A 25,043-nucleotide genomic window follows, 5' to 3' on the forward strand; every position below is an offset into this window, starting at 1 on the left:
CTACGGGTGGCGCCGCCCGACGTCAGCTGACGCCGAGCTCCTTGGCGTTGGCCTTGAGGTCCTCAATGCCACCGCACAGGAAGAACGCCTGCTCGGGGAAGTGGTCGTAGTCACCGTCGCAGATCGCGTTGAACGCGGTGATCGACTCGTCGAGCGGAACGTCCGAACCGTCCACGCCGGTGAACTGCTTGGCGACGTGGGTGTTCTGCGACAGGAAGCGCTCGACACGACGGGCACGGTGGACAACGAGCTTGTCCTCCTCGCCCAGCTCGTCGATACCGAGGATCGCGATGATGTCCTGGAGGTCCTTGTACTTCTGCAGGATCGCCTTGACGCGCATCGCGGTCGCGTAGTGGTCCGCCGCGATGTAGCGGGGGTCCAGGATGCGCGACGTGGAGTCGAGCGGGTCCACCGCGGGGTAGATGCCCTTCTCCGAGATCGGGCGCGACAGAACGGTCGTCGCGTCCAGGTGGGCGAAGGTGGTGGCCGGCGCCGGGTCGGTCAGGTCGTCCGCGGGGACGTAGATCGCCTGCATCGAGGTGATCGAGTGACCACGGGTCGAGGTGATGCGCTCCTGGAGGAGACCCATCTCGTCGGCCAGGTTCGGCTGGTAACCCACCGCGGACGGCATGCGGCCGAGGAGCGTGGAGACCTCGGAACCCGCCTGCGTGTAGCGGAAGATGTTGTCGATGAAGAAGAGCACGTCCTGCTTCTGCACATCGCGGAAGTACTCCGCCATGGTCAGACCCGAGAGCGCGACGCGAAGACGCGTGCCCGGCGGCTCGTCCATCTGGCCGAAGACAAGGGCCGTCTTGTCGATGACGCCCGAGTCGGCCATTTCCTCGATGAGGTCGTTGCCCTCACGGGTGCGCTCACCGACACCGGCGAACACCGACACACCGTCGTGGTTGTTGGCCACGCGGTAGATCATTTCCTGGATCAGCACGGTCTTGCCGACACCGGCACCACCGAACAGACCGATCTTTCCACCCTTGACGTACGGGGTGAGAAGGTCGATGACCTTGATGCCGGTCTCGAACATCTCGGTCTTCGACTCAAGCTGGTCGAAGGACGGGGCCTTGCGGTGGATGGGCCACCGCTCGGTCACCTCGGCGTTCGCCTCCGGCTTGTTCAGGATCTCGCCGAGGGTGTTGAACACCTTGCCCTTGGTGATCTCGCCGACGGGGACGGTGATGCCCTCGCCGGTGTTGACGACCGGGGCCTGGCGGACCAGACCGTCGGTCGGCTGCATCGAGATCGCACGGACCAGGCCGTCACCCAGGTGCAGGGCGACTTCCAGGGTCAGCGTCTTGAGCTTGCCGTCCTCGGCCGGGTCTGCGACCTGGACCTTGAGGGCGTTGTAGATCTCCGGCATGGCGTCGACGGGGAACTCCACGTCGACGACAGGGCCGATGACACGGGCGACACGGCCCGTGGCGGCGGCCGTCTCCACTGTGGTCGTCATTACTTGTCACTCCCCGCGTTCGCGTCGGCGAGGGCGCTGGAGCCACCGACGATCTCGCTGATTTCCTGGGTGATTTCGGCCTGGCGGGCCGCGTTGGCAAGCCGGGAGAGGCTCTTGATGAGCTCCCCGGCGTTGTCGGTCGCCGACTTCATCGCACGACGACGGGCGGCGTGCTCGGAGGCGGCGGCCTGAAGCAGTGCGTTGTAGATACGGCTTTCGACGTATCGCGGCAGCAGGGCGTCCAGGACGTCCTCCGCCGAGGGCTCGAAGTCGAAGAGCGGAAGGATCTCGTCCTTCGTGCCCTCCTCCTTCTCGACCGTGTCGAGCGAGAGCGGCAGCATCCGGTTCTCGACCGGGTTCTGCGTCATCATCGACACGAATTCCGTGAAGACGATGTGCAGTTCGTCGACGCCGCCCTCGGCCGTCTCCGTGGTGACGGCCTCGATGATCGGGCCGGCGACACTCTTGGCGTCCGCGTACGTGGGGCTGTCGGTGAAGCCCGTCCACGAATCCACGACCTTGCGCTCGCGGAACCCGTAGTAGGCCACTCCCTTGCGGCCGACGATGTACGTGTCGACCTCCTTGCCCTCGCCGCGCAGTCGCTCGGTGAGCTTCTCCGCCGCCTTGATGGCGTTGGAGGAGTAACCGCCGGCCAGGCCGCGGTCACTCGTGATGAGCAGGATCGCGGCCCGGGTCGGGGCCTCGACCTCGGTCGTCAGCGGGTGCTTGGTGTTGGATCCGGTCGCCACCGCCGTCACCGCGCGGTTCAGCTCGTTGGCGTACGGCATGGAAGCCGCCACCTGGCGCTGAGCCTTGACGATGCGTGCGGCGGCGATCATCTCCATCGCCTTGGTGATCTTCTTGGTCGCGGTGACGGATCGGATGCGACGCTTGTAGACCCGGAGCTGCGCTCCCATGAGTCAGGTCCCTTCCGTCGTCACTTGGAGACGTTGACGGCCGGTGCGTCCTCGCCCAGGGACTTGCCGTCCGAGGTCTCGAACCGCCCCTTGAACGTGGCGATCGCGTCGGCGATGGACTGCAGCGTGTCGTCGTTCATCTTGGCGCCCTCGGCGATCGAGGTGAGGAGGTCCTTGCGCTCGCGGCGCATGTAGTCCAGCAGCTCGCTCTCGAAGCGGCGGATGTCGTTGACCGGGACCTCGTCCATCTTGCCGGTGGTGCCGGCCCAGACGGAGACGACCTGCTCCTCGACGGGCATCGGCTGGTACTGGCCCTGCTTCAGCAGCTCGACCAGACGCTTGCCGCGCTCCAGCGACGACTTGGAGGCCGCGTCCAGGTCGGAACCGAAGGCGGCGAACGCCTCCAGCTCGCGGTACTGGGCGAGGTCCAGACGCAGTCGGCCGGAGACCTGACGCATCGCCTTGTGCTGGGCCGAACCACCGACACGCGACACCGAGATACCGACGTTGAGCGCCGGACGCTGGTTGGCGTTGAAGAGGTCCGACTCCAGGAAGCACTGACCGTCGGTGATGGAGATGACGTTGGTCGGAATGAACGCCGACACGTCGTTCGCCTTGGTCTCGACGATGGGCAGGCCCGTCATCGAACCGGCACCCAGGTCGTCCGAGAGCTTCGCGCAACGCTCAAGGAGACGCGAGTGCAGGTAGAAGACGTCGCCCGGGTAGGCCTCGCGGCCCGGCGGACGGCGCAGCAGCAGCGACACGGCGCGGTAGGCGTCGGCCTGCTTCGACAGGTCGTCGAAGATGATGAGGACGTGCTTGCCGTCGTACATCCAGTGCTGGCCGATGGCCGAACCGGTGTACGGCGCCAGGTACTTGAAGCCGGCCGGGTCGGACGCGGGGGCGGCGACGATCGTCGTGTACTCGAGCGCGCCGGCCTCCTGGAGCGCACCACGCACGGAGGCGATGGTGGAGCCCTTCTGACCGATGGCGACGTAGATGCAGCGCACCTGCTTGTTCACGTCGCCCGAGCGCCAGTTGTCACGCTGGTTGATGATCGTGTCGACGGCCAGCGCGGTCTTGCCCGTCTGGCGGTCGCCGATGATCAGCTGACGCTGACCACGGCCGATCGGCACCATCGAGTCGACGGCCTTGTAGCCGGTCTGCATCGGCTCGTGCACGGACTTGCGGACCATGACGCCCGGAGCCTGAAGCTCCAGGGCGCGGCGGCCCTCGGTCTCGATCTCGCCGAGGCCGTCGATCGGGTTGCCGAGCGGGTCGACGACGCGGCCGAGGTAGCCCTCGCCGACGCCGACGGAGAGCACCTCACCGGTGCGCTGCACCGGCTGGCCCTCCTCGATTCCGCTGAACTCGCCGAGGACGATCGCACCGATCTCGCGCTCTTCGAGGTTGAGGGCGAGACCGAGGGTTCCGTCCTCGAACTTCAGCAGTTCGTTCGCCATGGCCGAGGGAAGACCCTCGACCTTCGCGATGCCGTCGCCGGCAACGCTGACAGTTCCGACCTCCTCGCGCGAGGCCGCGTCCGGCTTGTACGACTGGACAAAGTTCTCCAGTGCGTCCCGGATCTCCTCCGGCCGGATCGTGAGCTCCGCCATCTGGGTTCCCTGCTCTCCTTGTTGGGCCCGAAGTTTTCTAGGGGTCTGGGGTCGGCCCCCAGGAATCCTCTGCGGCCCAACCGGGCCGCCGGCAATGCGTGGTGCTGCTTACTACTTCGTACGGGGTGGCGTCAGCCGGCCATGCGGCGGGAGGCCTCGTCGAGGCGCTCCGCGATGGTCCCGTTGATGAACTCGTCGCCGACACGGACCTGGATTCCGCCGAGGACCGCAGGGTCCACGTCGAGGTTCAGGTGCATCTCGCGACCGTAGATCTTCGCCAGGGCCGCGCCGAGGCGCTGCTTCTGCTGGTCGGTGAGGGGCACCGCGGAGGTGACCTCCGCGACCATCCGGCTGCGGCGCTCCGCGGCGAGCTTGGAGAGGGAGTCGAGTCCCGATTCCAGGCTACGTCCACGGGGCTGCGTCACCAGGCGCACGACCAGACGCTCGGTGACCGTCTCGGCCTTGCCGCCGAGCAGGCTGCGGAGCAGCTCGCTCTTGGCGGCCGTGGTGGCCGACCGGTCGGTGAGCGCGGAGCGCAGCTCGGTGCTGGACGAGACGATCCGGCCGAAGCGGAACAGCTCGTCCTCGACGTTGTCGAGCGTCCCGGCCTGCTGCGCGGCGGTGAAGTCGGCGGTGCTCGCCAGCTCCTCCAGCGTGTCGACCAGGTCGCGGGACTGCGACCAGCGGGAACGGACCATGCCCTTGACCAGGTCGACGGCAGTGCCGCTGACCTGACCGTCGAGCAGACGCCCGGCCAGCTCGGCCTTGGCCTCGCCGGACTGCGACGGGTCGGTGAGGACCCGGCGCAGCGAGACCTCACGGTCGAGCAGCGCGGTGACGGCGGCCAGGTCGCCGGCCAGCTTCGTCGCGTCGACGGAGCTGGTGTCCGTCAGCGCGTCGAGGCTGTCCCGGGCGTTGCCCAGTGCCTCGCGGCTCGCGCCGTTCATCGGGCCGCCTCGGCCTTCTCCTCAAGCTCGTTGAGGAAACGGTCGATGGTGCGGCTCTGGCGGGCGTGGTCCTCAAGGGACTCGCCGACCAGCTTGCCGGCCAGGTCGGTGGCCAGCTTGCCGACGTCCTGGCGGAGCGACAGTGCGGCCTGCTTGCGGTCGGCCTCGATCTGGGCGTGCCCGGCAGCGATGATTTCCTCACGCTGCCGCTGGCCCTCTGCGCGCAGGTCTTCCTTGAGCGCAGTGCCCTGCTCCAGCGCCTCCTGGCGCAGGCGCGCGGCCTCGTGGCGGGCCTCGGCGAGCTGAGCCTTGTACTGCTCCAGGACGCTCTCGGCTTCGATCCGGGCCTCATCGGCCTTCTCGATACCGCCTTCGATGGCCTCGCGGCGCTGCTCCAGAACCTTGTTGATGTTCGGGAGGAGCTTCTTGGCGAGGAAGCCGAAGACGATGACGAAGGCGATCAGACCGATGACCAGCTCGTCGAGATGCGGGACCAGAGGATTCTGAGGCTCCTCAGCCGCCGCAAGGAACAGAGCGTTCACATCAGTGCCTTCCGTGAAAGGTAGTTGGCTGTCGGTCCGGGCTTACTGGTAGACGAAGCCCATGACGATGCCGATGAGGGCGAGAGCCTCACAGAAGGCGAAGCCCATGATCTGGTTGGTGCGGATCAGGCCGGCGGCCTCGGGCTGACGCGCGAGGGCCTGGGTGCCGTTACCGAAGATGATGCCGACGCCGACGCCGGGGCCGATCGCGGCGAGGCCGTAGCCGATGGAGGCGACGTTGCCGACGACGTTCTCCTTGGCGCCAGCAGCGAGGTTGACAAGCTCGAGAGCAGCGGACATGCCGTTACTTCCTTCTCTTTCACGGACCGATGGGGGTTGGCCACCGGACGTCTGTTGGTTCTGGGGGCGAGGCCCGCGCTGTGCGCCGGCCCGGTCGTGCTGGCTCAGTGGCCCTTGGCGAGAGCGCCCTGGACGTAGCTGGAGGCCAGGAGCACGAAGACGTAAGCCTGGACGGCCTGGATGAACAGCTCGAAGACCGTCATCACCAGGACCATGACGAACGACACGGTGCCGTAGGCGATGCCGATGCCGTTCATCAGGTACCAGGAGGCCAGCGTGAACATCACGATCAGCAGGTGACCGGCGAACATGTTCGCGAACAGTCGCACCGCGTGGGTGAAGGGCCGGATGACCAGGTTCGAGAAGAACTCGATGACCACGACGAGCGGCAGGACCCAGCCGAGCGACTTGTCGTAGCCGGTGATGTTCTTCCAGCCGCCGACCCAGCCGTGCTTGCGGAAGGTCAGCGAGACCCAGAGCACGTACACGATCAGCGCGAGACCGGCCGGGAAGGCGATCAGCGACGGGACCGGGAACTGGGCGAGCGGAATGATGGACCAGACGTTCATGATCCATACGAAGAAGAACAGCGACACCATCAGCGGGACGTACTTCTCGCCGTCCTTCTTGCCGATGATCTCGTACACGATGCCGCGGCGTACGAAGTCGTACCCGGCCTCACCGATCATCTGGACCTTGCCGGGAACCAGCTTCGGCTTGTTGAAGGCCGCCCAGAAGAAGACGACGATCAACAGCGAGCTGAGCAGCGCGAGCAGCATGGGCTTCGTGAACTCGAAGCCCGCCACCTCGAACATCGGCTTGTACAGGAAGGTGTGGAGACCCGGAGCCGGGAACCCGCATCCGGTGAAAATGTGGCAGCTCGCATCAAAGGCAAGCGTTGTGTCAGCACTCACCGCGGGCTCCTTCAGCGTGGCGCATAGGTACGGCAACCTCGTTGTGTCGGCGCGGCAGGAAGCCGCGGGTCGGCACTGGACTGGTGGTCTTGAAAAGCTGGGCGGGGCGGTTCGGCATCGAGCCTCGCGCTGGGACAGGCGTCAGCTCGGATGCCCGCGCCCGCAGTGCCGCAGTTGGCACCGGACGATAGCAGGATCTCGAACGGCCATTTATCCCGGCCCTACCCTTCACGTCGCGGACCCGGTCTTCTGGGGCTTTTCGGCCTCTGCGGAATCGGGGTCGACGTAAAGGATCTTGGCCTTCATGTAGGCGCGCGCCTGGGCGGCGATCCACACGATGGTGGTGGCGAGCAGTGCGAAACCGAACACCTTGAAGTCGAACAGCTCTGTTCCCTTGAACACTGCCAGGAAGACGAACAGCAACAGCAGTTGGAGCACATAGAGCAGAAGCCCCATGGCCTGGAAGAGCTGCGGCAGCCGCTTCGCGGTGCGCTGGAGTGCCACCAGCCCACCCCCCATGAAAACGATCGCGAGCCCCGCACCCACGAGTGCTCCGAGCGCTCCTTCGCCACCGCTGACCAGTGCGCCGACCACGACGGCGAGAGCGCCGACGGCAGCGGAAGGTACAGCGGTTCGGAGGAGTGTCCGGACGTCGTTGGACGGCATGGCGGCAGCTCCGCTTTGCTTGGTGGGGGCAGTGGTGTCGTCATGGACGAGCGTAAGCCCGGATCGAGAAGGGTCCTCGGGCCGATGGGCCCTCGCACCGGGGCCCTTCGGCTCTGTCGCCGGGTCTCGTGAACCGTATCACAAACTATTTGATGCAGTCTTTACCCAGAAAGTGTGGTTGCTGTCACACATGAGAGTGACCGCGCCCGTGTGTGCACTGCACGCCATCGCTTTGTCTGGTAATGGGACGCGATGAGGTAATCGTCAACCCGGACGTGTCAGTTGAAACGCGAACGGGTACCCACGGCGGTCGCACCGTTGACACCCGCCGGCACCGGCTCGCGGTCCGCTTCGTCGCTTTCGTCCACCGTCTCGCCGGCCTCGGCGGCCTTCTGGGACGCCGTCGCCGACGAGGCCACCACCTGGGTCCGCCGACGCCGGTAGCGAGGCGGAACGAAAGCCTCCATCCAGCGGGGCGCCCTCGGGGTGAAGCGCGGCAGGAGCAGCAGTACGAGACCCACCGCGCTCAGCGCCACGATCAGCAGCACGATCCACATGCTCGCGGAGTGCACCGAGTAGGTGACCATGCCGAACGCGATCAGCGCCGACCAGAAGTACATGATCAGCACCGCCCTGCTGTGCGAGTGGCCGATCTCCAGGAGCCGGTGGTGCAGGTGCCCGCGGTCGGCGGCGAACGGCGACTTGCCCTGCCAGGTCCTCCGTACGATCGCCAGTACCAGGTCCGCGAACGGGATCGCGATGATGGTCAGCGGCAGCAGCAGCGGGATGAAGACCGGCAGCATCGCGCGGGTGGCCGCCCGCTCGCCGCCCGCGAAGAGCCGCATCGCGTCGCCGTCGACCTGGCCGGTCACCGAGATGGCGCCGGCCGCAAGCACCAGGCCGATCAGCATCGAGCCGGAGTCGCCCATGAAGATCCTGGCCGGATGCATGTTGTGTGGCAGGAAGCCCACGCACATGCCGATCAGGATGGCGGCGAAGAGCGTGGCGGGGGCCGCCTCCTCGATCCCGTACCGGAACCAGATCCGGTAGGCGTACAGGAAGAACGCGGCGGCGGCGATGCAGACCATGCCCGCCGCGAGGCCGTCGAGGCCGTCCACGAAGTTGACCGCGTTGATGGTGATGACGACCAGCGCGACGGCGAGCAGATTGCCCTGCCAGGCGGTCAGCGAGACCATGCCGATGCCGGGGATCGGCAGGTAGAGCACGGTCAGGCCCTGCATGACCATGACGCCGGCGGCGATGAACTGGCCGCCCAGCTTGATCAGCGCGTCGATCTCGAACTTGTCGTCCAGTACGCCGATCAGCCAGATCACGGCCGCTCCGGAGAGCAGCGCGCGCGGCTCGTTGGAGAGTTCGAAGACGCCGTTGAGGCTCTCCAGGTGGTCCGCCACGAGCAGACCGGCGCACAGACCGCCGAACATGGCGATGCCGCCGAGCCGCGGTGTCGGCTCCCGGTGGACGTCGCGGGCGCGGATCTCCGGCATCGCTCCGGACGCGATGGCGAACTTCCGCACCGGGCCCGTCAGCAGATAGGTCACCGCGGCCGTGACGCAGAGCGTCAACAGGTATTCACGCACGGGCTGCCCCACAGTTATCGCTGGCCATCTCAGCCCCACACCCTAGCTTCGCGCGCACGGGGTTGAGGACACTCGGGTCCCGGTCGTCGGTTCCCGTCGCGCGACGGCGGGCCCTTTCAGCCCCCGTACGGAGCAAACCTGCCGGCCAGCTCCCGTACCTCCGTCGGCGCATTCCGTTCTCCCCTCAGCGCGAGTGAGAACAGCGCGACGATGCGCGCCATCTCGGCCTCCCCCATGCCCTGCGTGGTCACGGCCGCCGTACCGAGCCGCAGGCCACGGCCCTCTCCGTACGGCAGTGCGCAGGTGTCCAGCACGATCCCGGCCCCTGCCAGCCGGGCCTTCGCCTCGCGCCCGTCCAGGCCGAGCGGTGCGGGGTCGGCGGTGATCAGGTGGGTGTCGGTTCCGCCGGTCGTGATCGCGAAGCCCTCGGCGGCGAGACCGTCGGCGAGTACGCGCGCGTTGGAGACCACCTGATGGGCGTACGTGGTGAAGGCCGGACCCGCCGCCTCGCCGAAGGCGACCGCCTTCGCCGCGATCGTGTGCATCTGCGCGCCGCCCTGGGTGAACGGGAACACCGCCCGGTCGATCCGCTCCGCCAGCTCCTCGCCGCACAGCAACATCCCGCCGCGCGGACCGCGCAGCACCTTGTGCGTGGTGGCGCAGACGACGTCGGCGTACGGGACGGGGCTGGGCGCCGCTCCCCCGGCGACCAGGCCGATCGGGTGCGCGGCGTCCGCCACCAGATAGGCACCGACGTCGTCGGCGATGGCGCGGAAGGCCGCGTAGTCGGGGTGGCGGGGGTAGGAGATCGAGCCGACGACGATGGCCCGGGGGCGGTGCGTGCGGGCCAGCGCGTACACCTGGTCGTAGTCGATGAGGCCGCTCTCGGCGTCGACCCCGTACCCGACGACGTCGAACCAGCGCCCGGAGAAGTTGGCGGGCGAGCCGTGCGTGAGGTGCCCGCCGGACGGCAGGCCGGTCGCCAGCAGGGTGTCGCCGGGCTTGAGCAGGGCGGCGTACGCGGCGAGGACGGCGGCCGATCCGGAGTGCGGCTGTACGTTCGCGTGCGCGGCGCCGAACAGGCCCTTGGCCCGGTCCACGGCGATCCGCTCGGCGGCGTCGACGACCTCGCAGCCGCCGTGGTGCCGGGCGCCGGGGTAGCCCTCCGCGTACTTGTTGGTGAGCGGGGAGCCGAGGGCGGCCAGCACGGCGGGCGAGACGAAGTTCTCGGCGGCGACCAACTGGAGGCCGCGGGCGGTCCGGGCTGCCTCCCCGCGCACGACGTCGGCGATCTCGGGGTCCTGCCGGGCCAGCGCCTCGAAGTCGGGCCCGTAACCGGGGTGACTCGGGGCATGGTGCGGGTCGGCTGGTGCGGGTGCGGTGAGAGCGGGCATCTCCGGCTCCGGGCCTGGGTGGGGACTTCTGTGGCGTGTCCCCCAATGTAGGCCCGCCATGCCGACCCCGCCCGGCGTACGCGAACTCGGCCCGTGCCCTCAGCCCTTGGCCGGGACGCCCGTCACTGCTTCGCCGGGACGCCCGTCAGTGCGGTGACCACCGGGTCGAGTGCCGCGTTGAGCACCTCCTCCCGACGCGCACCTCGCACCGCTCGGCCCCTGGGGGCCTCCCAGGCTTCGGCCCGCTGCGCCGGACTCCGTCCGGACGGGGGCCATCCACGAGGTCTACTGCTTCGCCGGGACGCCCGTCAGTGCGGTGACCACCGGGTCGAGTGCCGCGTTGATCTCTTCGCCGATGGAGCGGAAGAAGGTGATCGGGGCGCCGTACGGGTCGTACACCTCGTCGGCCTCCTCGCTCGGGGCCAGCAGCCAGCCGCGCAGGGCGGCGGCGGCCCTGACCAGGGCGCGGGCGCGCTCGACCACGCCGTCCTCAAGGGGGTCGGGCAGCGTCAGCGGGTCTATGGCCCGCACCAGGCGGTTGAACTCCTTCAGGGTGAAGGTGCGCAGGCCCGCGCTGTGGCCCATGGAGATCACCTGGGCGCGGTGGTCGCGGGTGGCGGTGAGGACGAGGTCGGCGCGGATGACGTGCTCGTCGAGGAGCTCGCGGCCGGTGAAGCCGTCGGCGTCGGCGCCGAAGTCGGCGAGGACGGCGGCGGCGTTGGCCTCCATGGGGGCGCCCTCGTGGCCCCAGGTGCCGGCGCTCTCCACGATCAGTCCGCCGAAGGAGGGGTCGCCGAGGCGGTCCGCCAGGGCATGGCGGGTCAGCCGCTCGGTGATCGGCGAGCGGCAGACGTTGCCGGTGCTGACGTGGAGGATACGGAAGGAGGTCCCCGATATGCCTTCTGCTGTGCCACGCCCGTAGAGGGCGGTCAACTCGCCACCTCAAGATCGGGTACGACCTTGCGGAGCTCCTCCGCGCTGAGCACTCCGGCCCGCAGCAGTACCGGCACCGTGCCGGTGACATCGACGATCGAGGACGGCAGGTTGCCCGGGGTCGGGCCGCCGTCCAGATAGACGGAGACGGAGTCGCCCAGCATCTCCAGGGCGGCGTCGCAGGTCTCCGGGGCCGGGTGGCCGGTGAGGTTGCCCGAGGAAACCGCCATCGGGCCGACCTCGGTGAGCAGCTCGATGGCGACCGGGTGCAGCGGCATCCGGACGGCGACGGTGCCCCGGGTGTCGCCGAGGTCCCACTGGAGGGACGGCTGGTGCCGGGCGACCAGGGTCAGCCCGCCGGGCCAGAACGCGTCGACGAGGTCCCAGGCCTGCTCGGAGAAGTCGGTGACCAGGCCGTGCAGGGTGTTCGGGGAGCCGATGAGGACGGGGCTGGGCATGTTGCGGCCACGCCCCTTGGCCTCCAGGAGGTCACCGACCGCCTCGCTGCTGAACGCGTCCGCACCGATCCCGTAGACCGTGTCGGTGGGCAGGACGACCAGCTCGCCCCGGCGCACTGCCGAGGCGGCTTCGCGCAGACCGGTCTTGCGGTCGGTCGCGTCGTTGCAGTCGTATCGCCGTGCCATTTAACGGACCCCCTCGGGCAGGAACTTCGGGCTGTGCACATTCACGTGGCTGTACGGGGCGCCGGTCACGGCATGGCCTTGCGGGCGGTGGCGAAGCGCGGGCGGTTGTTGAGGTCGGGGTGGTCGGCCGCGTCCGCCCAGCCCCGCTCCTCGGTGAAGATCCACGGGACCTGGCCGCCCTGGGTGTCGGCGTGCTCGATGACGACGACGCCGCCGGGCCGCAGCAGCCGGTGCGCGGTGCGCTCGATGCCCCGGATCAGGTCGAGCCCGTCCTCGCCGGAGAAGAGGGACATCTGCGGGTCGTGGTCGCGGGCCTCGGGGGCGACGTACTCCCACTCGGTGAGCGGGATGTACGGCGGGTTGGAGATCACCAGGTCGACCTGGCCGTCCAGCTCGGGCAGCGCGGTGAGCGCGTCCCCGTGGTGCAGGACGACCCGGGACCCGTCGACGTTCTTGCGGGTCCACTTGAGGGCGCCCTCGTCGAGCTCCACGGCGTGCACGCGCGAGCGCGGCACCTCCTGGGCCAGCGCGAGCGCGATGGCGCCCGAGCCGGTGCACAGGTCGATGATCAGCGGTTCGACCACGTCCATGGCGCGTACGGCGTCTATGGCCCAGCTGACGACCGACTCGGTCTCCGGCCGGGGCACGAAGACGCCGGGTCCGACCTGGAGCTCCAGGTAGCGGAAGAAGGCCCGCCCGGTGATGTGCTGGAGCGGTTCGCGGGCCTCGCGGCGGGCGATGGCCTCCCAGTAGCGGGCGTCGAAGTCGCTGTCGGGGACCCGGTGCAGCTCTCCCCGCTTGACACCGTGGACGAACGAGGCGAGCTCCTCCGCGTCGAAGCGCGGTGAGGGCACGCCGGCGTCGGCCAGCCGCTGGGTGGCCTGCGCCACCTCGGCGAGCAGCAGATTCATCCGGATCCTCCGGCTTGCAGGGACAGCTGGGCGGTTGCGCGGCCTGGCTTCGCGGCTAGTTCGCGGCGGCGAGCTTGGCGGCCGAGTCGGCGTCGACGAGGGCCTGGATGACGGCGGTGAGGTCACCGTCGAGCACCTGGTCCAAGTTGTACGCCTTGAAGTTGACGCGGTGGTCGGAGATCCGGTTTTCCGGGAAGTTGTACGTCCGGATCTTCTCGGAGCGGTCGACCGTACGGACCTGGCTGCGACGTACGTCCGAGGCCTCGCGCTCGGCGGCCTCCTGGGCGGCGGCCAGCAGCCGGGAGCGCAGGATGCGCATGGCCTGCTCCTTGTTCTGGAGCTGGCTCTTCTCGTTCTGGCAGGAGGCGACCACACCGGTCGGCAGGTGCGTGATGCGCACCGCGGAGTCGGTGGTGTTGACGGACTGGCCGCCGGGTCCCGACGAGCGGTAGACGTCGATGCGCAGGTCGTTCATGTTGATCTCGACCTCGACCTCCTCGGCCTCGGGCGTGACGAGCACGCCGGCGGCGGAGGTGTGGATGCGGCCCTGCGACTCGGTGGAAGGCACGCGCTGCACGCGGTGCACGCCGCCCTCGTACTTCAGGCGGGCCCAGACGCCCTGACCGGGCTCGGTGGCACCGTTGCCGCCCTTGGTCTTGACGGCGACCTGGACGTCCTTGTAGCCGCCCAGCTCGGACTCGGTGGCGTCGATGATCTCGGTCTTCCAGCCGACGCGTTCCGCGTACCTGAGGTACATGCGCAGCAGGTCACCGGCGAACAGGGCGGACTCGTCGCCGCCCGCGCCCGCCTTGACCTCAAGGATGACGTCCTTGTCGTCGTTGGGGTCCCGGGGGACGAGGAGGAGCCGCAGCTTCTCGGTGATCTCCTCGCGCTGCTTCTCCAGGTCCTTGACCTCGGCGGCGAAGTCGGGGTCGTCCGCGATGAACTCGCGGGCGGTCTCGATGTCCTCGCCGATCTGCTTCCAGGCCTTGTAGGTGCCGATGATCGGGGTGAGCTCGGCATAGCGCTTGTTGAGCTTGCGCGCGTTCGCCTGGTCCGAGTGGACAGACGGGTCGGCCAGCTTCTTTTCGAGATCGACGTGCTCGCCGATCAAGTCCTCGACCGCCTCGAACATCTTCGGGCTCCTGGGTTCGCAAAAAGTAGTGGAGATGAGCACCTGCGTCACGACAAAGCGCCGGTACTCGCCGCTCCGTGAAGGAGCGGTCGAGGACCGGCGCGATGGCTCGCTACTTGGCGGCGGAGCCGGCCTTGCCGAAGCGGGCCTCGAAGCGGGCCACGCGGCCACCGGTGTCGAGGATCTTCTGCTTGCCCGTGTAGAACGGGTGGCACTCGGAGCAGACCTCGGCACGGATGGTGCCTTCGGTCAGGGTGCTACGGGTGGTGAACGACGCGCCACAGGTGCAGCTGACCTGGGTCTCGACGTACTCGGGGTGAACATCGCGCTTCAAGGTGACTCCTAGGTTTCGGGAGGGCACCGGGTCGCATCCGCGGATTTGCGGGATACGTGAACCGGGGCCGACGAACCAGTCTGCCAGGGCTGGCCCGCGCTTCAAAATTCGAAGGTAATCGTCTCAACGGGGACGGGCCCCGAGGTATTCCGCGGGGCGGCCGCGGTCAGTCGCCCTTGACGATTTTGCCCACGTCGCCCTTGTCGCCGGCCGAGCCCTCGGTGGCGGACGCCGGTATGGGCTTGTCGGCCCTGAGCGCCTGCCAGAGCTGCTGGGACTGCTTCTCCAGGGGTACGACGCGGTTGAGGTCCCGCGGGTCGTACTGGACGGGCAGCGTGACCATCTTCATGTCCTCGGCGCCGAGGCCCTTGAGGCCGTTGGCGAAGGAGACGAGGCTGTTGACGGAGGCCAGGTCGGAGTCGGTGGTGATGGCCTTGGTGGCGGCGTCCGCGAGGTCGTACAGCTTCTTCGGGTTGGTGAAGACGCCGACGTCCTTCACCTGGCCGATGAGCGCCTTCATGAAGGCCTGCTGGAGCTCGATGCGGCCGAGGTCGCTGCCGTCGCCGACGGACTTGCGGGTGCGGACCAGGCCGAGGGACTGCTCGCCATTGAGCTGGTGGGTGCCGGGCGGGAGGTCCAGGTGGCTCTTGCTGTCCTTGATCGCCTGACTGGTGGTGACCGGGACGCCGCCGAGTTCGTCGATCAGCTTCTTGAAGCCGGTGAAGTCGACCTCGACGTAGTGGTCCATGCGGATGCCGGACATCTGCTCCACGGTCTTGACCGCGCAGGCGGGCCCGCCGACCTCGTACGCCGTGTTGAACATCTGGCGCTGGGCGGCCGGGACGACGGTCTTGCCGTCCTTGTCGGAGACGCACTGCGGGCGGCTGATCATGGTGTCGCGCGGGACGGAGACGATGGAGGCCTTCTGGTGGCCCTCGTACACGTGCAGGATCATCGCGGTGTCCGAGCGGGCGCCGCCCTCGTCCGTGCCGTACTTGGCGTTGTCGCCGTGCCGGGAGTCGGAGCCGAGAACGAGGATGTCCATGGAGCCGTTGTCGACCTCGTCGGGGCGGTCCTTGCCGAGTGCCGCGTTGATGTCGACGCCCTTGAGGTTGCCGTCGAGCTTGAAGTAGACCCAGCCGAGCCCGCCGCCGCCGATCAGCACCGCTCCCGCGGCGACCCAGGCCGCCGTGGTGGCGGCTCTGCGGCCCTTGCTGGGTGACTTGCGGCGTTTGCCGGTGGCCCGTATTCGGCCGCTCCTGCCCGTGTCGCTCATGCTCTCCTCAGTCCCTCGTGGATGCCCGCGTACCCCCTGCCGTGGTGGATCAGGCACGGTTTGTCGTCACTTGTCAGACGTCGAACCACCTCGAAGGGTTGCACAGCGGCCTGTGGCACCCACCTCGGACCGGGACGCCCGGACAGCGTCCCGAAGAGATCTAAGAACCCTCCTTATCCGCCCTCACCTGCGGTTTTACAAACCGGCGGGAAGCCCCCGACCAAGATCACCGACAGTCACGGGTGTGGTGTACATCTCGGGAAGGTCACGGCTCGGGGCGGCCTCGGGGCCGACGGCGGACGACGCGGGGCCCCGCCACCTGGGAGGTGGCGGGGCCCCGCGTCGTATCGCAGCTGGCGTAGCGCAGCTGTCGGGTCCTGCTAGTCGTTGCCGCTGCCGTTCGACGGAGTCGTCTTGGCGATCTGCATCAGGAACTCGGCGTTCGACTTGGTCTGCTTCATCTTGTCGAGGAGCAGCTCGATCGCCTGCTGCGAGTCGAGTGCGTGCAGCACCCGGCGCAGCTTCCAGACGATCGCGAGCTCCTCGGCGTTGAGCAGGATCTCCTCCTTGCGGGTGGAGGACGCGTCGACGTCCACCGCCGGGAAGATGCGCTTGTCCGAGAGCTTGCGGTCGAGCTTGAGCTCCATGTTGCCGGTGCCCTTGAACTCCTCGAAGATCACCTCGTCCATGCGGGAGCCGGTGTCCACCAGCGCGGTGGCGAGGATGGTCAGCGAGCCGCCGTCCTCGATGTTCCGGGCCGCACCGAAGAAGCGCTTCGGCGGGTACAGGGCGGTCGAGTCGACACCACCGGAGAGGATGCGCCCGGAGGCCGGGGCCGCCAGGTTGTACGCACGGCCCAGGCGGGTGATCGAGTCGAGCAGCACGACCACGTCGTGACCCAGCTCGACGAGGCGCTTGGCGCGCTCGATGGCCAGCTCGGCGACGGTGGTGTGGTCCTCGGCGGGACGGTCGAAGGTCGAGGAGATGACCTCGCCCTTCACCGACCGCTGCATGTCGGTGACCTCTTCCGGACGCTCGTCGACCAGGACGACCATCAGGTGGCACTCGGGGCTGTTGACCGTGATCGCGTTGGCGATGGCCTGCATGATCATGGTCTTGCCGGTCTTCGGCGGGGCCACGATCAGACCGCGCTGGCCCTTGCCGATCGGTGCGACGAGGTCGATGATCCGGGTCGTCAGGACGCCCGGGTCGGTCTCCAGGCGCAGCCGGTCCTGCGGGTAGAGCGGCGTCAGCTTCTGGAACTCGGGGCGGCCGCGGCCGCTCTCCGGCGCCATGCCGTTGACGGAGTCCAGGCGGACCAGCGCGTTGAACTTCTCGCGGCGCTCGCCGTCCTTGGGCTGGCGGACCGCACCGGTGGTGTGGTCGCCCTTGCGCAGGCCGTTCTTGCGGACCTGGGCCAGCGAGACGTACACGTCGTTCGGGCCCGGCAGGTAGCCGGACGTACGGATGAACGCGTAGTTGTCGAGGATGTCCAGGATGCCCGCGACGGGGATCAGGACGTCGTCGTCGGAGACCGGCGGGGCGTCGCTGCCGAACTCGTCGCGGCCACGGCGGCCACGGCGGTCGCGGTAGCGGCCACGACGGCCGCGGCGGCCGCCCTCGAAGTCGTCGTCGTCCTGGGGGCCGTTGTCGCGGTCGCGGTTGTCGCGGCCCTGGTTGCCCTGGCTGTTGCCGCCGCCCTGGCCACCCTGGTTGCCCTGGTTGCCGCTCTGGCGCTGCTGACGGCCCTGGTCGTCGCCGCCCTTGCCACCGCGGTCACGGTCGCGGTCACGCTCGCGGCGGCTCTGCCGGTCGCCCCGGCCCTGGCGCTCGCCGCGCTGGCCGCGGTCGCGCCGGCCCTCGGCGTTGTCGACGGCCTGCTCGGCCTTGGCGTCACCCTTGGTGTCGGTCTGCGCCTCGGCCTTGGCCTCGGTCTTGACGTCGCCCTTGGGCTCGGACTTCTGGCGGTCCGTCACTTCGCCTGCGGCGGTGGCCTGTTCGGGGCTTCCGGCCGCGGCGGTGGCGCGACGGCGGCGGCGCTCACCGGCCGGCTGCTCGTCGCTGGCCGGCTGGCCGGGGATGTCGATCTGCTGCTGGGCGACGGCCTTCGCGGCCTTCGCGGGCTTCTCGGCAGCCGGAGCGGCGGCTTCCGGGGCAGCGGCGGCCTCGGTACGCGCCTTGGAGGTCGCGCGGCGCTTCGGCTTGCTCTCGGCGTCGCCCGCCTCGGCGCTCTTGGCCGGGGCGGAGCCGCCGCCGGCCTGCGTCTCCTTGATGACCTCGATCAGCTGGCCCTTGCGCATCCGCGCGGTGCCCTTGATCCCGAGGCCGGACGCGACCTGCTGCAGCTCGGCCAGGACCATGCCGTCCAGGCCGGTGCCGGAGCGGCGGCGCCGTGGGGCACTGCCGGTGGCAGCACCTGCGTCGGACGCATTGTCGACATTCTTGTCGGCAGTCACGCCCATCAGATCGGTGGTGTCGCTCACGAAGGGTCCTTCCCTGGAGCGGACGTCGGCCTGTCTGGCTCGGCGACCGGTTGTGCTGTCCGGCGGTCCCACTTGGAGAACCGTGCCGGGGCGGTGGTCCGCCGGATGTGGCGGAGAGATAAACGTGCGTGGGGTTTCCGACCCGAAGTCCCCAGTTGCCCCCTCTGGGAAGAACGCGGGGTGTCGTGCCGGTTCCGGAGCGTGCTCAAAACTGCTCAGGCAGGCTGACAGGGCAGTTTGGGGAGGCTCCCGGAAGAAGATGGTCCCTGAGGGGACACCATGCACCGCGCCGCGAAGGCGTCGGATGCAGACTTGAGATTAACACTACCGGCTCCAACAAACATTCCCCCTCTCTTCCACCGGCAATCGCTTTCGGTCCTTACTCGGAACCGTCCTGCGGCGCGAGCGGAAGCACGCTCGCCCCTGCGGCGTCGAGGCCGAGCCGGCCCGCGGCCCACCCCTCGCCCGCCATCCGCACGACCTTGTCGGCCGCGGAGTCGTCGGTCAGCGCGAGGACGGTTGGGCCCGCCCCGGAGATGACCGCGGGGATGCCGTCCGCGCGCAGCCGGGCCACGAGCGCGACACTCTCGGGCATCGCGGGAGTGCGGTAGTCCTGGTGCAGCCGGTCCTCGGTGGCGGGCAGCAGCAGCTCGGGGCGCCTGGTCAGGGCCTCGACGAGCAGCGCCGCACGACCGGCGTTCATGCTTGCGTCCACATGGGGGACGGTACGGGGCAGGAGACCCCGGGCGGCCTCGGTGAGCACCGGCTTGGAGGGGACGAAGACCACCGGAACGATGGAATCCGTGGGGTCCAGCCGGACCGCCCGGCCCGCGCCGCCGTCCATCCAGGCGATCGTGAAGCCGCCGAGCAGACAGGCGGCGACGTTGTCGGGGTGGCCCTCGATCTCGGTGGCGAGTTCCAGCAGCGCCACGTCGTCCAGCTTGGCGTCGCCGCCTATGGTCACCGCGCGGGCGGCCATGATGCCGGCGCAGATGGCGGCGGAGGAGGAGCCGAGGCCCCGGCCGTGCGGGATGCGGTTGGCGCAGACGATCTCCAGGCCGCGCGGCTGTCCGCCGAGTACGTCGAAGGCGGTGCGCATGGCGCGGACCAGCAGGTGGCGTTCGTCGCGGGGCAGCGTCTCGGCGCCCTCGCCCGCGATGTCGACGTGCAGCCCGGCGTCGGCGACGCGTACGACCACGTCGTCGTAGAGCCCCAGCGAGAGGCCGAAGGCGTCGAATCCGGGCCCCAGGTTGGCGCTGGTGGCGGGAACTCGCACGCGCACGGCGGCGGCTCGGAAAGCGGGACCGGCCATCGCTCGACGATCTCCTTGTGTAGCAGGGGGGTTGGTGTCGCTGCGGTACTTGCTGCTGCGCTGCTTGCTGCTTCGCTTCGGCACTGTGTGGATCCGGCACTGTGTGGAGCTGCGGCACCCGGGGCCCGACGGCGCAACACCGCGGCATATGCGGCGGGGCGGGTTCGGTACAGCCTATCGAAGGAAGGTTCCGTGAGGACATAGGGCGCACAGGAGGCGCACGATGCGTGTCGCGTGCCTTCCTGTGCCCCTACGTGTGCCGATGTCCCGTTACGGGGGCATGGGCCGCCGGAATCATCCGGCGTCGGCGGACTTCGTTACGCGAGGCCCAGCTTCTCGGCGGCGGTCGCGGCGTCGACCGGGACGGTGACGGGCTGCGGCGCTCCGGCCACCGCCCAGTCGGGGTCCTTGAGGCCGTTGCCGGTGACCGTGCAGACGATCCGCTGGCCCTTGTCGACCTTGCCCTCTTCGGCTGCCTTCAGCAGACCGGCGACCGAGGCGGCCGAGGCGGGCTCCACGAAGACGCCCTCCTGGGAGGCCAACAGCCGGTAGGCGGACAGGATCTGACGGTCGGTCACCTCGTCGATGCGACCGCCGGACTCGTCGCGGGCGGCGAGTGCGAAGTCCCAGGAGGCGGGGTTGCCGATCCGGATCGCGGTGGCGACCGTGGACGGGTCCTTGACGATCTCGCCCCGGACGATCGGCGCGGAGCCGGATGCCTGGTAGCCCCACATGCGCGGGGTGTGCGTGGAGATGGAGTCCCCGGCGTACTCCTTGTAGCCCTTCCAGTACGCGGTGATGTTGCCCGCGTTGCCCACCGGGAGGACGTGGATGTCCGGGGCGTCGCCGAGTGCGTCGACGATCTCGAAGGCGGCGGTCTTCTGGCCCTCGATGCGGACCGGGTTGACCGAATTGACCAGCGCCACCGGGTAGTTGTCCGACAGCGAGCGGGCCAGCGTGAGGCAGTCGTCGAAGTTTCCGTCGACCTGGAGGATCTTGGCGCCGTGGACCAGCGCCTGGCCCATCTTGCCGAGCGCGATCTTGCCCTGCGGTACGAGGACGGCACAGACCATTCCCGCGCGTACCGCGTAGGCGGCGGCGGACGCGGAGGTGTTGCCGGTGGAGGCGCAGATGACGGCCTTGGCGCCCTCCTCCTTGGCCCGCGTGATCGCCATGGTCATGCCTCGGTCCTTGAAGGACCCGGTCGGGTTGGCGCCCTCGACCTTGAGGTACACCTCGCAGCCCGTGCGCTCGGAGAGGACCTGCGCGCGGACGAGAGGCGTGCCGCCCTCACCGAGCGAGACGACCGGCGTCGTCGCCGTGACCGGGAGCCGGTCCCGGTACTCCTCGATGATGCCGCGCCACTGGTGGGTGCCCTGGATGGTCATGGGTCCTTACTCCCCTTCAACACGCATGATGCTGGCGACACCTCTGACGGTGTCCAGCTTGCGCAGCGCCTCGACGGTCCCGGAGAGGGCGGCGTCGGGCGCGCGGTGGGTGACGACGACGAGGGAGGCCTCGCCGTCCTTCCCCGACTGGCGGACGGTGTCGATCGACACGTCGTGTTCGGCGAAGACCGTCGCGACCTGGGCGAGCACGCCCGGCTTGTCGGCCACGTCGAGGCTGATGTGGTACCGCGTGACAACCTCGCCCATCGGGCTGACCGGGAGGCGGGTGTACGCGGATTCGCCGGGGCCCGTGGCGCCGCCGAGCTTGTTGCGGCAGACCGCCACGAGGTCGCCGAGCACGGCGGACGCGGTGGGCGAGCCACCGGCACCCGGGCCGTAGAACATGAGCTGGCCAGCGGCCTCCGCTTCGACGAAGACCGCGTTGTACGCCTCACGGACGGAGGCCAGCGGGTGGGTCAGCGGGATCATCGCGGGGTGCACCCTGGCGGTGACGGACCTGCCGTCGGCGGCGCGCTCGCAGATGGCGAGGAGCTTGACCGTGCAGCCCATCCGCTTTGCGGAAGCGATGTCCGCGGCGGTGACCTCGGTCAGTCCCTCGCGGTGCACGTCGCCGATCTTCACCCGGGTGTGGAAGGCGATCCCGGCGAGGATGGCGGCCTTGGCGGCGGCGTCGAAGCCCTCGACGTCGGCGGTCGGGTCGGCCTCGGCGTACCCGAGGGCGGTGGCCTCGTCGAGCGCCTCGGAGTAGCCGGCTCCGGACGTGTCCATCTTGTCGAGGATGAAGTTCGTGGTGCCGTTGACGATGCCCAGGACGCGGTTGACCTTGTCGCCCGCGAGGGACTCGCGGAGCGGCCGTACGAGCGGGATCGCACCGGCGACGGCGGCCTCGTAGTAGAGGTCGCGGCCGTGCTCCTCGGCGGCGGCGTGCAGGGCCGCACCGTCCTCGGCCAGCAGCGCCTTGTTCGCGGAGACGACGGAGGCGCCGTGCTCGAAGGCGGTGGTGATGAGGGTGCGGGCGGGCTCGATGCCGCCGATGACCTCGATCACGACGTCGATGTCGCCCCGTTTGACCAGAGCGGTCGCGTCGGTGGTGATGAGCGCGGGGTCGATGCCCGCGCGCACCTTGGAGGGCTGGCGGACGGCCACGCCGACGAGCTCGACCGGGGCGCCGATGCGCGCCGTGAGGTCGTCGGCGTGCGTCGTCATGATGCGCGCCACCTCTGAGCCGACCACACCACAGCCCAGCAGCGCCACCTTCAGCGGACGCGTACGCATCATCCGACCTCACTCCTCATACTTCTTACGGTGTTGACCAGTCTCACCCACCGGACGGGAGTTTCTATCCCCCGTCCAGTGGATGAGACGAGGATTCCACTACCCGACATCGAGCCGCAGGAGATCTTCCTCGGTCTCGCGCCGGACGATGACCCGCGCGGCGCCGTCCTTGACGGCGACCACCGGCGGACGGCAGGCGTGGTTGTAGTTGCTGGCCATGGAGCGGCAGTACGCCCCGGTGGCGGGCACGGCCAGCAGGTCACCGGGGGCGGTGTCGGCCGGCAGGAAGGCGTCCCGGACGACGATGTCGCCGCTCTCGCAGTGCTTGCCGACGACTCGTACCAGCATGGGCTCGGCGTCCGAGCGGCGCGAGACGAGGGCCACGCTGTACTCGGCGTCGTAGAGCGCCGTACGGATGTTGTCGGACATGCCGCCGTCGACGCTGACGTACGTCCGCAGGCCTTCGAGGGGCTTGACCGTGCCCACCTCGTACAGCGTGAAGGCGGTCGGGCCGACGATGGCGCGGCCGGGCTCGACGGAGATCCGGGGGGTCTTCAGCTTTGCCGCTTCGCATTCGCGAGTGACGATCTCGGTGAGCGCCTTGGCGATGTCGTGCGGCTCGCGGGGGTCGTCCTCGGAGGTGTACGCGATGCCGAGGCCGCCGCCGAGGTCGATCTCGGGGAGCTCGACGCCGTGCTCGTCGCGCACCTCGGCGAGCAGCTGGACGACCCGCCGTGCGGAGACCTCGAAGCCGGCCATGTCGAAGATCTGCGACCCGATGTGGCTGTGGATGCCGATCAGCTCAAGGCCGTCCAGCTTGAGCGCGCGGCGCACGGCCTCCGCCGCCTGTCCCCCGGCCAGCGCGATGCCGAACTTCTGGTCCTCGTGGGCGGTGGCGATGAACTCGTGCGTGTGTGCCTCGACGCCGACGGTCACGCGGATCTGCACCCGCTGGCGCTTGCCGAGCCCCTGCGCGATGTGCGCGACGCGGGCGATCTCCTGGAAGGAGTCGAGGACGATCCGGCCGACACCGGCCTCGACGGCCCGGCGGACCTCGTCCTCGCTCTTGTTGTTGCCGTGGAAGGCGATGCGCTCGGCGGGCATCCCGGCGTCGAGCGCCGTCGTCAGCTCGCCCCCGGAGCACACGTCCAGATTGAGCCCTTCCTCCTTGAGCCAGCGCACGACCGCACGCGAGAGGAAGGCCTTCCCGGCGTAGAAGACGTCGGCGTCACGGCCGAAGGCGTCGGCCCACGCGCGGCACCTGGCGCGGAAGTCGTCCTCGTCGAGGAAGTAGGCGGGGGTGCCGAACTCCTCGGCCAGCCGCGTGACTTCGATGCCGCCGACGCTGACGACACCCGTCGCGCCGCGGGTGACGGTGCGCGCCCAGACCTTCTCGTCGAGGGCGTTGAGGTCTTCGGCGGGGGCGGTGTAGTGCCCCTCGGGGAAGACGTCGGCGTGACGGGGCCCGGCGGGGTGGGCGGAACGGCTCATGGTCTTCTCTCACTCACATCACAGGTGAACGGGTGCACTGACGCCGAGCTGGGACAGGCCGCCGGCCAGCACCGTCCCGGCGGCTTCGGCGACTGCCAGCCGGGAGCGGTGGGCGGCCGAGGGTTTCTCGTCGCCGAGGGGCAGGACGTGGTGGGTGTCGTGGAAGTCGAAGCGGAGGAAGGCGTCGGCGAGGGTGACGAGGTACCTGGCGATGCGCTCGGGCGCGCCGAGCCGGACGGCGGCGTCGACCTCGACGGGGTAGCCGCCGAGGAGGGCGATCAGCTCGCGGGGGCCCGTATCTGGCGTCTCGTACGCGGCCGAGAAGCCCAGGTCGGCGGCGTTCCGGCGGAGTGCCTGGGTCCGGGAGTACGCGTACTGCACCCGGAAGAGGGGGTTCCGTTCGTGCTGGGCGAGCAGCTCGGCGTCCGGGGCGGGGAGCAGCGCGCCCCAGACGGCGGCGTCGTGCCCGAGGCGGGCGAGTGCGGCGGGCCCGGGTTCGGGGAGGGGCAGGCCCTCGGCTCGTACGACGGTCCGGCGCGCCAGCAGCTCTCGTACGGTCGCCTCCCCCGCGTCCGGGGCGAGGGTGAAGCTCAGGAAGCCGGGTCCGGTGATCTCGACGGCGGCGATGCCCGGGGTGCCGGCCAGGCGGGCGCGCAGCAGCTCGGCGACCTCGCGCGGGGGCTTTCCTGCGGGCCCGGCGAGACGGAGCGCGACGTTGCTGGCGTAGTCCCCGCTGCCACCCGGACGGGTGCGCTCGACGGCGGCCCGCTCGGGCACCGGAGCGGGCAGTACGTCCTCCTCGACGGCGCGGCGCACGGCGCGCAGCACGGTACGGGAGAGCTCTGCGGGGGTCACGTGCCAAGCCTAGGCGAGGAGGGGGGTCCTCCCGCGAACGGGTTTCAGCATCTGGGCGGAGCGCTCAGCGCCCGGGCGGGATCCGGGTCCTGCCGGACACGGTCCTGCCGGGGCTGCCGGTCCTGCCGGGCCGGTCCACGCCGAGGCCGGGCCCGCTGCCGGGCCCTTCGCCATTCCTGCCGTCGGTGGACGGCGGCTCCTCCTGACCCGCAAGCCTGCGCACGAGGCGGACCAGTTCGGCGGGCTCGAAGGGCTTGGAGAGGAAGGCGTCGACCCCGGCGGCGAGGCCGCTCTCGACCTCGTACTGCGTACAGGCACTGACGATGGCGACGGGCAGATGGCTGGTGCGGGCGTCGTCGCGGAGGCGGGCGGCGGTGCTGAGTCCGTCGAGGCGCGGCATCACGACGTCGAGGGTGACGACGTCGGGGCAGACCCGGTGGACGATCTCCAGGCATTCGGCACCGTCGGAGGCGGTCACGACCTCGAAACCCTCCAGTTCGAGGTTGACCCTGATCAGCTGCCGGATGACCTTGTTGTCATCGACGACAAGGACCCGGCCCGATGCGCCCGACACACTTCGAGAGTAGGTCGGACTCCCGTTCCGCGTCCGGGTTTTGCCCACTTCC

At 69.4% G+C, this 25,043-nt stretch carries 23 protein-coding genes; all 23 read right to left on the minus strand.

Annotation, left to right across the window (positions count from 1 at the left end; translation table 11 throughout):
* Positions 1 to 22: 22 nt before the first annotated feature.
* Complete coding sequence (atpD, locus tag ACZ5PB_RS33100; RefSeq protein ID WP_468696321.1) at positions 23 to 1,465, minus strand: F0F1 ATP synthase subunit beta; 1,443 nt, start codon at positions 1,463 to 1,465, stop codon at positions 23 to 25.
* On the minus strand, positions 1,465 to 2,382 hold the full coding sequence (locus ACZ5PB_RS33105) for a F0F1 ATP synthase subunit gamma (RefSeq protein ID WP_468696323.1): 918 nt from the start codon (positions 2,380 to 2,382) through the stop codon (positions 1,465 to 1,467). The genes atpD and ACZ5PB_RS33105 overlap by 1 nt, the downstream gene beginning before the upstream one ends.
* Before the next feature lie 20 nt (positions 2,383 to 2,402).
* Positions 2,403 to 3,998, minus strand: coding sequence for a F0F1 ATP synthase subunit alpha (atpA, locus tag ACZ5PB_RS33110; RefSeq protein ID WP_468696324.1), 1,596 nt, complete (start codon positions 3,996 to 3,998; stop codon positions 2,403 to 2,405).
* Between the two features lie 131 nt (positions 3,999 to 4,129).
* Positions 4,130 to 4,945: a F0F1 ATP synthase subunit delta gene (locus ACZ5PB_RS33115; RefSeq protein WP_468696326.1), complete on the minus strand. Its 816-nt coding sequence runs from the start codon at positions 4,943 to 4,945 to the stop codon at positions 4,130 to 4,132.
* Positions 4,942 to 5,487, minus strand: coding sequence for a F0F1 ATP synthase subunit B (locus tag ACZ5PB_RS33120; protein WP_468696327.1), 546 nt, complete (start codon positions 5,485 to 5,487; stop codon positions 4,942 to 4,944). Before ACZ5PB_RS33120 ends, ACZ5PB_RS33115 begins: the two co-directional genes overlap by 4 nt.
* 42 nt (positions 5,488 to 5,529) lie before the next feature.
* Positions 5,530 to 5,787: an ATP synthase F0 subunit C gene (atpE, locus tag ACZ5PB_RS33125; protein WP_189826685.1), complete on the minus strand. Its 258-nt coding sequence runs from the start codon at positions 5,785 to 5,787 to the stop codon at positions 5,530 to 5,532.
* Between the two features lie 104 nt (positions 5,788 to 5,891).
* Positions 5,892 to 6,701: a F0F1 ATP synthase subunit A gene (gene atpB / locus ACZ5PB_RS33130; RefSeq protein ID WP_468696329.1), complete on the minus strand. Its 810-nt coding sequence runs from the start codon at positions 6,699 to 6,701 to the stop codon at positions 5,892 to 5,894.
* Between the two features lie 228 nt (positions 6,702 to 6,929).
* Complete coding sequence (locus tag ACZ5PB_RS33135; protein WP_468696330.1) at positions 6,930 to 7,367, minus strand: hypothetical protein; 438 nt, start codon at positions 7,365 to 7,367, stop codon at positions 6,930 to 6,932.
* Positions 7,368 to 7,645: 278 nt separating this feature from the next.
* Complete coding sequence (locus ACZ5PB_RS33140) at positions 7,646 to 8,965, minus strand: MraY family glycosyltransferase (RefSeq protein ID WP_468696332.1); 1,320 nt, start codon at positions 8,963 to 8,965, stop codon at positions 7,646 to 7,648.
* Between the two features lie 116 nt (positions 8,966 to 9,081).
* Complete coding sequence (locus tag ACZ5PB_RS33145; protein WP_468696334.1) at positions 9,082 to 10,359, minus strand: serine hydroxymethyltransferase; 1,278 nt, start codon at positions 10,357 to 10,359, stop codon at positions 9,082 to 9,084.
* Positions 10,360 to 10,644: 285 nt separating this feature from the next.
* Positions 10,645 to 11,292: an arsenate reductase/protein-tyrosine-phosphatase family protein gene (locus ACZ5PB_RS33150; RefSeq protein ID WP_468696335.1), complete on the minus strand. Its 648-nt coding sequence runs from the start codon at positions 11,290 to 11,292 to the stop codon at positions 10,645 to 10,647.
* Positions 11,289 to 11,936, minus strand: a complete 648-nt coding sequence (locus ACZ5PB_RS33155; protein ID WP_468696337.1) for an L-threonylcarbamoyladenylate synthase — start codon at positions 11,934 to 11,936, stop codon at positions 11,289 to 11,291. Before ACZ5PB_RS33155 ends, ACZ5PB_RS33150 begins: the two co-directional genes overlap by 4 nt.
* A 65-nt stretch (positions 11,937 to 12,001) precedes the next feature.
* Entirely contained in the window at positions 12,002 to 12,847 is an 846-nt protein-coding gene (prmC, locus tag ACZ5PB_RS33160; protein WP_468696338.1) for a peptide chain release factor N(5)-glutamine methyltransferase, read from the minus strand.
* Positions 12,848 to 12,902: 55 nt separating this feature from the next.
* Complete coding sequence (prfA, locus tag ACZ5PB_RS33165) at positions 12,903 to 13,982, minus strand: peptide chain release factor 1 (RefSeq protein WP_468696340.1); 1,080 nt, start codon at positions 13,980 to 13,982, stop codon at positions 12,903 to 12,905.
* Between the two features lie 112 nt (positions 13,983 to 14,094).
* A complete protein-coding gene (gene rpmE / locus ACZ5PB_RS33170) occupies positions 14,095 to 14,316 on the minus strand; it encodes a 50S ribosomal protein L31 (RefSeq protein ID WP_189826677.1) in 222 nt (73 codons plus the stop codon).
* 166 nt (positions 14,317 to 14,482) lie between these two features.
* Entirely contained in the window at positions 14,483 to 15,592 is a 1,110-nt protein-coding gene (locus ACZ5PB_RS33175) for an LCP family protein (RefSeq protein ID WP_468696341.1), read from the minus strand.
* Positions 15,593 to 15,972: 380 nt separating this feature from the next.
* Positions 15,973 to 18,075, minus strand: coding sequence for a transcription termination factor Rho (gene rho / locus ACZ5PB_RS33180; protein ID WP_468696343.1), 2,103 nt, complete (start codon positions 18,073 to 18,075; stop codon positions 15,973 to 15,975).
* Positions 18,076 to 18,454: 379 nt separating this feature from the next.
* Entirely contained in the window at positions 18,455 to 19,387 is a 933-nt protein-coding gene (gene thrB / locus ACZ5PB_RS33185; RefSeq protein ID WP_468696344.1) for a homoserine kinase, read from the minus strand.
* 317 nt (positions 19,388 to 19,704) lie between these two features.
* Positions 19,705 to 20,775, minus strand: a complete 1,071-nt coding sequence (gene thrC / locus ACZ5PB_RS33190) for a threonine synthase (RefSeq protein WP_468696346.1) — start codon at positions 20,773 to 20,775, stop codon at positions 19,705 to 19,707.
* 6 nt (positions 20,776 to 20,781) lie between these two features.
* Positions 20,782 to 22,071 (minus strand): homoserine dehydrogenase, encoded by a 1,290-nt coding sequence (locus ACZ5PB_RS33195; RefSeq protein WP_468696398.1) that lies wholly within the window; start codon positions 22,069 to 22,071, stop codon positions 20,782 to 20,784.
* A gap of 99 nt (positions 22,072 to 22,170) precedes the next feature.
* Positions 22,171 to 23,562: a diaminopimelate decarboxylase gene (gene lysA, locus ACZ5PB_RS33200; protein WP_468696348.1), complete on the minus strand. Its 1,392-nt coding sequence runs from the start codon at positions 23,560 to 23,562 to the stop codon at positions 22,171 to 22,173.
* Between the two features lie 18 nt (positions 23,563 to 23,580).
* On the minus strand, positions 23,581 to 24,417 hold the full coding sequence (gene nrtL / locus ACZ5PB_RS33205) for an ArgS-related anticodon-binding protein NrtL (protein ID WP_468696350.1): 837 nt from the start codon (positions 24,415 to 24,417) through the stop codon (positions 23,581 to 23,583).
* A 64-nt stretch (positions 24,418 to 24,481) separates the two neighbouring features.
* Positions 24,482 to 25,039: a response regulator gene (locus tag ACZ5PB_RS33210; protein WP_468696400.1), complete on the minus strand. Its 558-nt coding sequence runs from the start codon at positions 25,037 to 25,039 to the stop codon at positions 24,482 to 24,484.
* Positions 25,040 to 25,043: the final 4 nt, after the last annotated feature.

This window comes from Streptomyces sp. NPDC032721 (assembly GCF_055579625.1).